The following is a 7,909-nucleotide window of genomic DNA, read 5'->3' as shown; positions in this document are numbered from 1 at the left end:
GGATTGCAGCACGAACACGAGCAGGTAGATCTGCCAGGTGTCCTGGACGAAGGGCAGGGTGAGCGCGATCGCGAGTCGGACCGCGTCGGCGCCGACCAGGACGGCCTTTTTGGGGAGCCGGTCCACGAGCGCTGCGACCAGGGGTGCGACGCCGACGTAGGCGACCATCTTGATCGTCAGCGCGGTGCCGAGCACCGATCCGGCGGCGTCGCCGGCGATCTGGAACGCGAGCAGTCCGAGGGCGACGGTGAGCAGCCCGGTGCCGACCAGGGCGATGACCTGGGCGAAGAACAGCGCCCGGTACGTGCCGTTGCGGAGGACGGTGATCATGACGGCCCGGGTCGGGTGGTGTCGGCTTCGGTGTGGTGGTGCGGGACGGTGCCGCCAAGGGAGTGCTCTGCTTGGAAGATCGCGTCCGTGACGAGCTGGCGGGCGTGTTCGTCGGCGAGGGCGTAGAAGACGCGGGTGCCGTCTTGCCGGGTGGTGACCATGCGGGCCAGGCGCAGCTTGGCCAGGTGCTGGGAGACGGCGGCCGGGGACTTGTCGACGATGTCGGCGATGTGGTTCACGGACAGCTCCCCCGCCCCGTCCAGCGCGAGGATGATCCGCACGCGGGTGGCGTCGGCGAGCATGGTGAAGACCTCGACGGCGAGCTCGACGTACAGGCTGTCGGGGTCGCGACCGCACGTCTTGTTATCTGCATCCATACGCAGATTATTTCATATGGAGGGCGCGGCCGGCAGCTGACGAGAATGCTCAGTCGAGATGACGCGCGCGATGCAGCAGAGCATCCATGCCGAATTCGAGGTGCGCGGCGACGTTGTCGCCGAGGAAGAGATCGTGGACGCTGGTCAGGGCGGGGAACGAATGCGAGGCGAGTTCCTGCTCGAAACGGTGGGCGCCGTCCTCAGGGGTGGTCTGCTCTTCGTGGACGAGGCCGACCACGAGGTAGTTGAGACTCCAGAAGGTGGTGACCGCGAGGTCGGGGTCGACGCCGGCATCGAGCAGCGCGGCGATCACCGCCTCCCCCAGGCGCAGGGTGTTGGTCTCGGAGACCCGCGTGCCCGAGACGAGGTGCGCGCCGTCGCGGTGGTTCAGCAGGACCTGACGGTAGCGGCGGAAGATCTCCTTGACCCGGTCGATCGGCGGGTGCGGGAGGTCGTCGAAGGAGAGCTCGCCGAGGATGGCGTCGGCCATCAGGTCGAGCAGGCGCGCCTTGCTTCCCACCTGCAGTGACACCGAGTTGAGGTGGACGTCGAGGTGTCGGGCGATCCCCCGGAGGGTGATGGCGTCCGCTCCGTCGCGATCGAGCAGGAGCAGGGCGGCGTGGATGACGTCGCGGCGGGACAGTCGGTCGGCCACAGGGTTCTCCTCGGGGTTGGTCAGTGACCAACATTGTAGTAGCTTGGTCACCGACCAAGAGTGTTGGTCACTGACCAAGTGAGGGAGCAGGACATGGGTGCGGGTCACAATCACGGTGCGCCGGCGAGCGAGGCGGGAGCGCCTGGGGATCACCGGGCACGTCTGTGGATCGCGTTTGGTCTGACGACGACGATCGTGGTCGCGCAGGCGATCGGGTCTGTCGTCACCGGCAGCCTGGCGCTGCTGACGGACACCGCCCACGCGATCACCGACGCATCCGGACTGCTGGTCGCGCTGATCGCCGCGACCTTGATGCTGCGGCCGGCCAACCCGAAGCGGACCTGGGGGTTCCGGCGGATCGAGGTGATCGCCGCGCTCGGACAGGCCGCGCTGCTGCTGGTGGTCGGCACCTACGCCGCCATCGAGGGCATCCGGCGTCTGTTCGAGCCGCCGGAGGTCGCCGCCGGCGAGATGCTCGTGTTCGGCATCGTGGGACTGGCCGCGAATGTCGTGGCGATCGTGATCTTGTCGTCGAGCCGCGGCGCGAACTTCAACATGCGTGCCGCGTTCCTGGAGGTGATCAACGATGCACTCGGCTCCCTCGGAGTGATCGTGGCCGCGATCGTGATCGCCACGACCGGCTTCCAGCAGGCCGACGCGATAGCGGGCCTCCTGATCGCCGGGCTGATCGTGCCGCGCGCGATCATCCTGATGCGTGACACCACCCGGGTGCTCATGGAGTTCACCCCCGCCGGGCTCGACTTGGACGAGGTGCGCCGGCATATCCTCGAGCTCAAGCACGTCACCGACGTACACGACCTGCACGCGTCGACGGTCGCGACGGGCCTGCCCACCCTGACCGCCCACATCGTGGTCGAGGACGAGTGCTTCACCGATGGGCATGCCGCAGAGGTGTTGCACGAGGTCCGCGAATGCGTGGCCGGGCACTTCCCGGTGTCGATCCAGCACTCGACCTTCCAGGTCGAGACCGCGCACCTCACCGAGGACGAGTCGGCCCTGGTCCGGCACCGCTGAGCGCGGCTAGCAGCTCACGGGAGCAGTGTCTCGAAGGCCCCGCCGTGCTGATGCCGGTCCCAGATGGAGCCGGCGATCTGGGCGGCGTCGATGCTGGGGAAGCTGCCGTCCGCGTTCCATTCGGCGGCGGCGTCCGCGGCGGCGCTGCCCTCGATCATCGCGGCGACGAAGGTTGCCCCGACGAACACATCGCCGGCGAGCTCATCGCGCAGGGTAGCGAGGTAGTTGCGGGCGGCGGCCATCGCCGGGGCGGGACCACTCATCCCGGCGGGTGCGCCCAGGGCGCTGGCGCCGTTGACGTAGAAGATCGCACCGTGCTCGCTACCTCGGAGGTCCGCCAGGGTGAGTTGAACGGTGGTGATCAGCGGGTAGAGGAACAGGTCCGCGAAGGTGCGGGCCTGTTCGCTGGTGAGATCTGCCGCCGGGACGAATCCGTCGTCGGAGGCCGCGGTGAAGGCGATCGCGTCGATCCGCCCGAGCCGCTCGCGCACCTGGTCGATGACCGTGCGCAGCTCGTGCGGGTTTGTGATGTCGGCGGGGAACGCGGCGATCTCGCCGCCGTTGCGGCGGATGCTGTCGGCCAGAGCGGTGAGCGGGTCGGATCGGCGGGCGACGAGGGCGACGTTCCAGCCTTCGGCGGCGTAGGTGTGTGCGAGGGCGCGGCCGGTGCCGGGTCCGGCGCCGAGGATGAGCAGGGTGGCGGTCATGGGTGTCCTTCGGGGTGGGGTGGGTCAGTCGAGGCCGCGCGGGTGCTGCAGCGGGAGGGCAGCGACAGTGGGGTGGTCGAGACCGAGAACACCGGTCTTGGCGGCACCGCCGGGTGAACCGAGCTCGGTGAAGAACTCGACGTTGACGGTGTAGTAGTCGGCCCACTCGTCGGGGAGGTCATCTTCGTAGTAGATCGCTTCGACCGGGCAGACGGGCTCGCAGGCACCGCAGTCGACGCATTCGTCGGGATGGATGTAGAGCATCCGGTCGCCCTCGTAGATGCAGTCCACCGGGCACTCGTCCAGACAGGCGCGGTCGGTGACGTCCACGCAGGGCAGTGCGATCACATAGGTCATCAGTAGGGTCTACTCGGTGACGTTGATGATCATCGTGAGCCCGCCGGCGCCGTCGGTCTCGACGTTGTTGTTGGTCGTGTGGTGGTTGATGTGGCAGTGGATGAGCCACTTGCCGGGCTCCAGCGCCTCCCAGATCACGTCGTAGCGTTGACCGGGCCCGATGTTGATGGTGTCGGCTTTGAATTGTTGGTCTTCGGCGAGGGATTCACCGTCGCGGGCGACGACGGTGAACGGGCCGCCGTGGATGTGCATCGGGTGGATGCCGACGGTGTTCGAGCCGATGAAGCGGACCCTGAGGGTCTCGCCAACTTTCATGTCGATGGTTTCGGTGGCCGGGTACGCCTTGCCGTTGATGGTGAAGTAGTTCGGCATCCCTCCTTCCATCGGCATCGCCGGATAGGTCAGGCCTTCTCGGTTGAGCCATTCCTGCAGCTGGATCGTGTAATCGTGATCTGCTGGTGGCTGCTGGGACGGGTCGGCCGGGTCGATGATGAGGGCCCCGTAGAGGCCAAGGGATTGCTGCCGGTCGGCGTGGTCGTGGGAGTGGTAGAAGAAGGTGCCCCACTGCTTGACGGTGTACTCGTAGCTGTACGTGTCACCGGGCTCGATCGGGTCCTGGGTGATGCCGGCAGGGCCGTCCATCTCGTTGGGGACGTCCAGGCCGTGCCAGTGCACAGTGGTGGTTTCGCCGAGCTTGTTGGTGACGTCGATGCGGATCCGGTCGCCTTGGGTGAAGTTCAGCCGGGGCCCGGGCACCTGCCCGTTGTACGCGTATGCGTCGACGGCAACACCAGGGAGGATCTCCCATCGGATCAGGGAGACAGTGAGCTCGTAGATCTTCACGCCATCCTCGATCCGGGAAGGCTCGAGGACCTCGTCACCACGGGTGTCCACGTCGTAGGCGCTGGTGACGTCCCGCGGATCGACCGCAGCCATGTCCTCCATCGCCTCGGCGGGAGTGTCGCGGGTCATGATCATGCCCGGCGGCATGATCAGACCTCCGACGTCTTCGGCGCTGAGGGTCATGTTGACCGCGTTGGCGGGGGCGACCATGCCCACGATCAGTGCGATCGTCGCGAACGAGGCAACGACGGTCAGCTGCGGCACAGTGACCTTGCTTGCCCCATTGGGCTGATGCTGCTCATGCTCGGATGGCTGTTGCGCATCGTCATGCCCCGCTCCGGATCCGGCGGCCATCGCCGCGTGCCCGGCGTGTTCAGGCTGCGGATCGGTGGCCGGCTCCTTGCGCTGAGTCATCAGTCCGTGCTTGATGCCCTTCTTCACCATCCACACGTTGGAGGGGTAGGCCAGCGCAAAGCCGGCGGCAACACCGACGGACATCACGGCCCAGAAGATGAGTTCAGTGGGGACCATGGCCCGCATGTCCCGCCCCATCATCAGCAGCGACATCACCGGCGCCATCCCGGCCATCATGAAGTTCATGCTGATGAATTCCGGCAGGAACGAGCGGCGCACGTTCTGCCAGTAGGTGCCTCCCATCATGTTCTTCATGAACAGGGCCTGGAAGATGAAGAGCCCGAAAGCGAATCCGGCGATGTACTCGATGATCAGATCGAGCCACATCGGCAGGCCCAGGGTAGAGACGATCACCGCGGCGGCGATGATTCCCGTCGCGTCTCCGGCCACGCAGTGAATGGTCGATCCGATGCCCTGCTTCCAGAGGGGCTTTGTGAACTCTTCGTGCTCCCCCGGCCGTGGCTCCTTGTCCGCCAGGACATATAGGAGCGCACCGATGGGTCCGAGGTAGAGGGTGACGAGGATAAAGCCCCACTTCATCACGGTGGGCTCGGGGTTGCTTCGGAACTGGTCGACGCCGACCCAAAGGGTACTGATGGCTACAAGGACGAACCAGCCGACCAGGAAGTAGTCGATGGGTTGGATCAGCATGGCGCTCCTTTTCGCCGAGCCGGTCGGTGCGAAGGAGGCTCAGACCCGTATAGCCTACCCCCGCAGGGTACCCACGATTGGTGGTGTGCCTGCTCGTGCCCCTGGCTCCTCCTGTCCGCGCTGCGTACCCGGCTGCCGCGTTCGACGCGGTGGCTGCTCCTGGTGTGCTTCGCGGCCGCGATCATCGTCGGGCTGATGGGCATGCACACCCTGGCCTCCTCCCACGCGCCGGCGATGTCGTCGACGGCGGAGATGACCGGCGCCACCGTTCCCGAGGGTCATCACGGCGCAGCCACTGCCCCGGTGGACGACGCGGGGCACGGGTGTGTGACGTGCAGCCCGGAGGGCGGTCACGACGCGCTGATGGTGATGTGCGTGCTGGCGCTGCTGGCGACGGTGCTGCTCCTCCTGCTCCCTCGGCTGATCCGCGGGACACCGCAGGAACGGGCCACATGGTGGCCGGTGATGTTCGTAGCGCGGCCGGCTCCGAGCCGCCCGCCTTCACTGCGGGAGTTGTCGATCAGTCGGACGTGAACGCGCCGGACCCCGCCGTCCGGTGGGGTTTGTTGCCGTGCCCGTTCGCGGGCGTTCACGTACACCCAAGAGAAGGACTGATTGATGATGATGAAGAAGAAGCTCCGCACCGCAGCACTCGTCGCCGTTCCGCTGGCGACGGCCCTGTTCCTCGCTGGGTGCGCCGGCAGCGGCGACTCGATGCCGGGCATGGATCACGGCGGCGGGTCCTCGTCGGCGCCATCGGAGTCCGCAGAGGCGGACTTCAACATGGCCGATTCGATGTTCGCGATGATGATGATCCCCCACCACCAGCAGGCGGTGGAGATGAGCGACATGATCCTCGCCAAGAGCGACGTCGACCAGCAGGTGCTGGATCTGGCGCAGCAGATCAAGGATGCGCAGCAGCCGGAGATCGACACGATGCAGGGCTGGCTCGATGACTGGGGCATGTCCGCCGACGATATGGACATGGGCGACGTGGACCACGGCGGCGGGATGATGTCCGAGGAGGACATGGCGCAGCTGGAGGCCGCGACCGGCGCCGACGCTGCCCGGATGTTCCTCGAGCAGATGATCGAGCACCACAAGGGCGCGATCGAGATGGCCGAGACCGAGCTGGCCGACGGGAAGAACCCGGACGCGAAGGAACTGGCCCAGGCGGTGGTGGACACGCAGTCCGCGGAGATCACCACCATGGAAGATCTGCTCGCTCAGCTCTGAGGCACCCCGGTGGGGCGTCACCGATGGTGGCGCCCCACCCTGATCGTGGAGGGTGCATATGCGCGTCCGTTTCAAGGCGGCGGCCGTGATCGCCGCCGTCATGTCCGTGCCTGTCGTGTTGGCGGGGTGCGCGAGCACGCCCGCGTCGACAGGGGAAGAACACACCGCGTTGTCCACGCATGTGCACGCGGTGGTCGTGGACCCGGAGACGGGGCAGCTGCTGCTGGGCACCCACGAGGGCATCTACGAGGTGTCCGAATCGGGTGAGCTCGGCGGCCGGGTCAGTACCGCCGACTTCGACGCGATGGGGTTGACGGCGACGTCGCAGGGCCTGATCGCGTCCGGGCACCCGGGCCCGCAGACCCCCGAAGAGTGGGGAGCACCGAATCTGGGAGTGATCCGCAGTGTCGACGGCGGCGCGAACTGGGAACCCGTCGCGTTCACCGGGGAGAAAGACTTCCATGCGCTCACCGCGGGCGCCGATGACACCGTGTACGGGTTGGCGACCGACGACACCGACCTGTTGCGCAGCGTCGATGCCGGCGCCACCTGGACTCCGACGGGCGCGCAGGTGCCGGCGGTGAGTTTGACCGCGGATGCCAGCGGCCGGGTGGTCGCGGCGACCGCGGACGGGGTGACCGTGAGCACGGACCGGGGGGCGTCGTTCTCGGCGTGGCCGGATGCGCCGCTGCTGTACACGCTGGGAGCGTCCCCGGATCGGAAGCGGCTGGTCGGGGTCGGCACCGATGACCGGATCTGGGTGCTCGGGTCCGGGGAGGACCAGTGGCGGGAGGCCGGCACGGTGCACGAGCAGGCGCAGGCGGTGGGGATCGACGCGGACGGCCGGGTCGTCGTGGTCGACGCCAGCGGCATCACCGTGCTGCCCCAGTAGCGGGGGCCGCACGGCGGCTGCGGTGACGGGTGGAGGTGCCTACGGGAGTCGAACCCGTCTGGGCGGCTTTGCAGGCCGCTGCCTCGCCGCTCGGCCAAGGCACCAGGTTCCGCCCCGACGTGGGGCGGGGGGATGCCGGACGGGTCGTCCGTCTGGTCCGGGTTAGGACCGGACCAGACGGGCGATCGCGTCGCTGGCTTCCTTGATCTTTTGCTCGGCCTGGTCGCCGTCCATCCGTGCTGCGTCGATCACACAGTGCTTGAGGTGATCGTCGAGCAGCCCGATCGCGACGGCCTGCAGGGCGCTGGTGAGAGCGCTGATCTGGGTGAGGATGTCGATGCAGTACTTCTCGTCATCGACCATCTTCGAGATCCCGCGCGCCTGACCCTCGATGCGCTTGAGCCGGTTCAGG

General features: G+C 67.3%; 10 protein-coding genes, 1 tRNA gene and 1 pseudogene. 4 read left to right on the top strand and 8 right to left on the bottom strand.

All coding sequences use genetic code 11. The annotated features are described in order from the left end of the window. The 3 genes and pseudogenes from ABS64_RS01145 to ABS64_RS01135 form a co-directional block, all read right to left on the bottom strand. A pseudogene (locus tag ABS64_RS01145) lies at positions 1-330 on the bottom strand (MFS transporter); the annotation flags it as partial. Next, the gene (locus ABS64_RS01140) at positions 327-707 is read right to left on the bottom strand and encodes a metalloregulator ArsR/SmtB family transcription factor (RefSeq protein WP_061018340.1); all 381 of its coding nucleotides are present in this window, start codon (positions 705-707) and stop codon (positions 327-329) included. The pseudogene ABS64_RS01145 and the gene ABS64_RS01140, both read right to left, overlap by 4 nt. Positions 708-756: 49 nt before the next feature. After that, positions 757-1,413: a TetR/AcrR family transcriptional regulator C-terminal domain-containing protein gene (locus ABS64_RS01135; protein WP_292680205.1), complete on the bottom strand. Its 657-nt coding sequence runs from the start codon at positions 1,411-1,413 to the stop codon at positions 757-759. 42 nt (positions 1,414-1,455) lie between these two features. Between ABS64_RS01135 and ABS64_RS01130 the strand changes: the two genes are divergently transcribed. Next, positions 1,456-2,397: a cation diffusion facilitator family transporter gene (locus tag ABS64_RS01130; RefSeq protein ID WP_061018344.1), complete on the top strand. Its 942-nt coding sequence runs from the start codon at positions 1,456-1,458 to the stop codon at positions 2,395-2,397. Between the two features lie 14 nt (positions 2,398-2,411). On the opposite strand, the gene ABS64_RS01125 is transcribed toward ABS64_RS01130, so the two are convergent. From ABS64_RS01125 to ABS64_RS01115, 3 genes are read right to left on the bottom strand one after another with little or no spacing between them, the layout of a single operon-like run. Further along, positions 2,412-3,104, bottom strand: coding sequence for an SDR family NAD(P)-dependent oxidoreductase (locus ABS64_RS01125; protein ID WP_061018346.1), 693 nt, complete (start codon positions 3,102-3,104; stop codon positions 2,412-2,414). Positions 3,105-3,128: 24 nt separating this feature from the next. Further along, positions 3,129-3,461 carry a ferredoxin gene (gene fdxA, locus ABS64_RS01120; protein WP_061018348.1) on the bottom strand — a complete coding sequence of 111 codons (333 nt, stop codon included), beginning with the start codon at positions 3,459-3,461 and terminating at the stop codon, positions 3,129-3,131. A gap of 9 nt (positions 3,462-3,470) precedes the next feature. Next, a complete protein-coding gene (locus ABS64_RS01115) occupies positions 3,471-5,369 on the bottom strand; it encodes a DUF4396 domain-containing protein (RefSeq protein WP_061018351.1) in 1,899 nt (632 codons plus the stop codon). A 162-nt stretch (positions 5,370-5,531) separates the two neighbouring features. Between ABS64_RS01115 and ABS64_RS01110 the strand changes: the two genes are divergently transcribed. From ABS64_RS01110 to ABS64_RS01100, 3 genes are all read left to right on the top strand, one after another. Next, on the top strand, positions 5,532-5,903 hold the full coding sequence (locus tag ABS64_RS01110; protein ID WP_288121646.1) for a DUF6153 family protein: 372 nt from the start codon (positions 5,532-5,534) through the stop codon (positions 5,901-5,903). A gap of 84 nt (positions 5,904-5,987) precedes the next feature. After that, entirely contained in the window at positions 5,988-6,605 is a 618-nt protein-coding gene (locus tag ABS64_RS01105; RefSeq protein WP_363331261.1) for a DUF305 domain-containing protein, read from the top strand. Between the two features lie 58 nt (positions 6,606-6,663). After that, the gene (locus ABS64_RS01100) at positions 6,664-7,497 is read left to right on the top strand and encodes a F510_1955 family glycosylhydrolase (protein ID WP_061018362.1); all 834 of its coding nucleotides are present in this window, start codon (positions 6,664-6,666) and stop codon (positions 7,495-7,497) included. A gap of 30 nt (positions 7,498-7,527) precedes the next feature. Here ABS64_RS01100 and ABS64_RS01095 read toward each other — a convergent pair. After that, a tRNA-Cys gene (locus tag ABS64_RS01095) sits at positions 7,528-7,601 on the bottom strand. Positions 7,602-7,659: 58 nt separating this feature from the next. Further along, positions 7,660-7,908 carry a metal-sensitive transcriptional regulator gene (locus ABS64_RS01090; RefSeq protein ID WP_292680200.1) on the bottom strand — a complete coding sequence of 83 codons (249 nt, stop codon included), beginning with the start codon at positions 7,906-7,908 and terminating at the stop codon, positions 7,660-7,662. Between the last annotated feature and the right edge of the window lies 1 nt (position 7,909).

It is taken from the genome of Microbacterium sp. SCN 69-37 (assembly GCF_001724435.1).
Taxonomy (GTDB): Bacteria; Actinomycetota; Actinomycetes; order Actinomycetales; family Microbacteriaceae; genus Microbacterium; species Microbacterium laevaniformans.
This window is presented reverse-complemented; position numbering and strand designations above follow the sequence as displayed.

What these genes read in the sequence shown, in the direction of transcription:
- ABS64_RS01100 (WP_061018362.1), top strand. Translation starts at nt 6,664, where the DNA reads ATGCGCGTCCGTTTCAAGGCGGCGGCCGTGATCGCCGCCGTCATGTCC.
- ABS64_RS01130 (WP_061018344.1), top strand. Translation starts at nt 1,456, where the DNA reads ATGGGTGCGGGTCACAATCACGGTGCGCCGGCGAGCGAGGCGGGAGCG.
- ABS64_RS01105 (WP_363331261.1), top strand. Translation starts at nt 5,988, where the DNA reads ATGATGATGAAGAAGAAGCTCCGCACCGCAGCACTCGTCGCCGTTCCG.
- ABS64_RS01125 (WP_061018346.1), bottom strand. Translation starts at nt 3,104, where the DNA reads ATGACCGCCACCCTGCTCATCCTCGGCGCCGGACCCGGCACCGGCCGC.
- fdxA (WP_061018348.1), bottom strand. Translation starts at nt 3,461, where the DNA reads ATGACCTATGTGATCGCACTGCCCTGCGTGGACGTCACCGACCGCGCC.
- ABS64_RS01115 (WP_061018351.1), bottom strand. Translation starts at nt 5,369, where the DNA reads ATGCTGATCCAACCCATCGACTACTTCCTGGTCGGCTGGTTCGTCCTT.
- ABS64_RS01140 (WP_061018340.1), bottom strand. Translation starts at nt 707, where the DNA reads ATGGATGCAGATAACAAGACGTGCGGTCGCGACCCCGACAGCCTGTAC.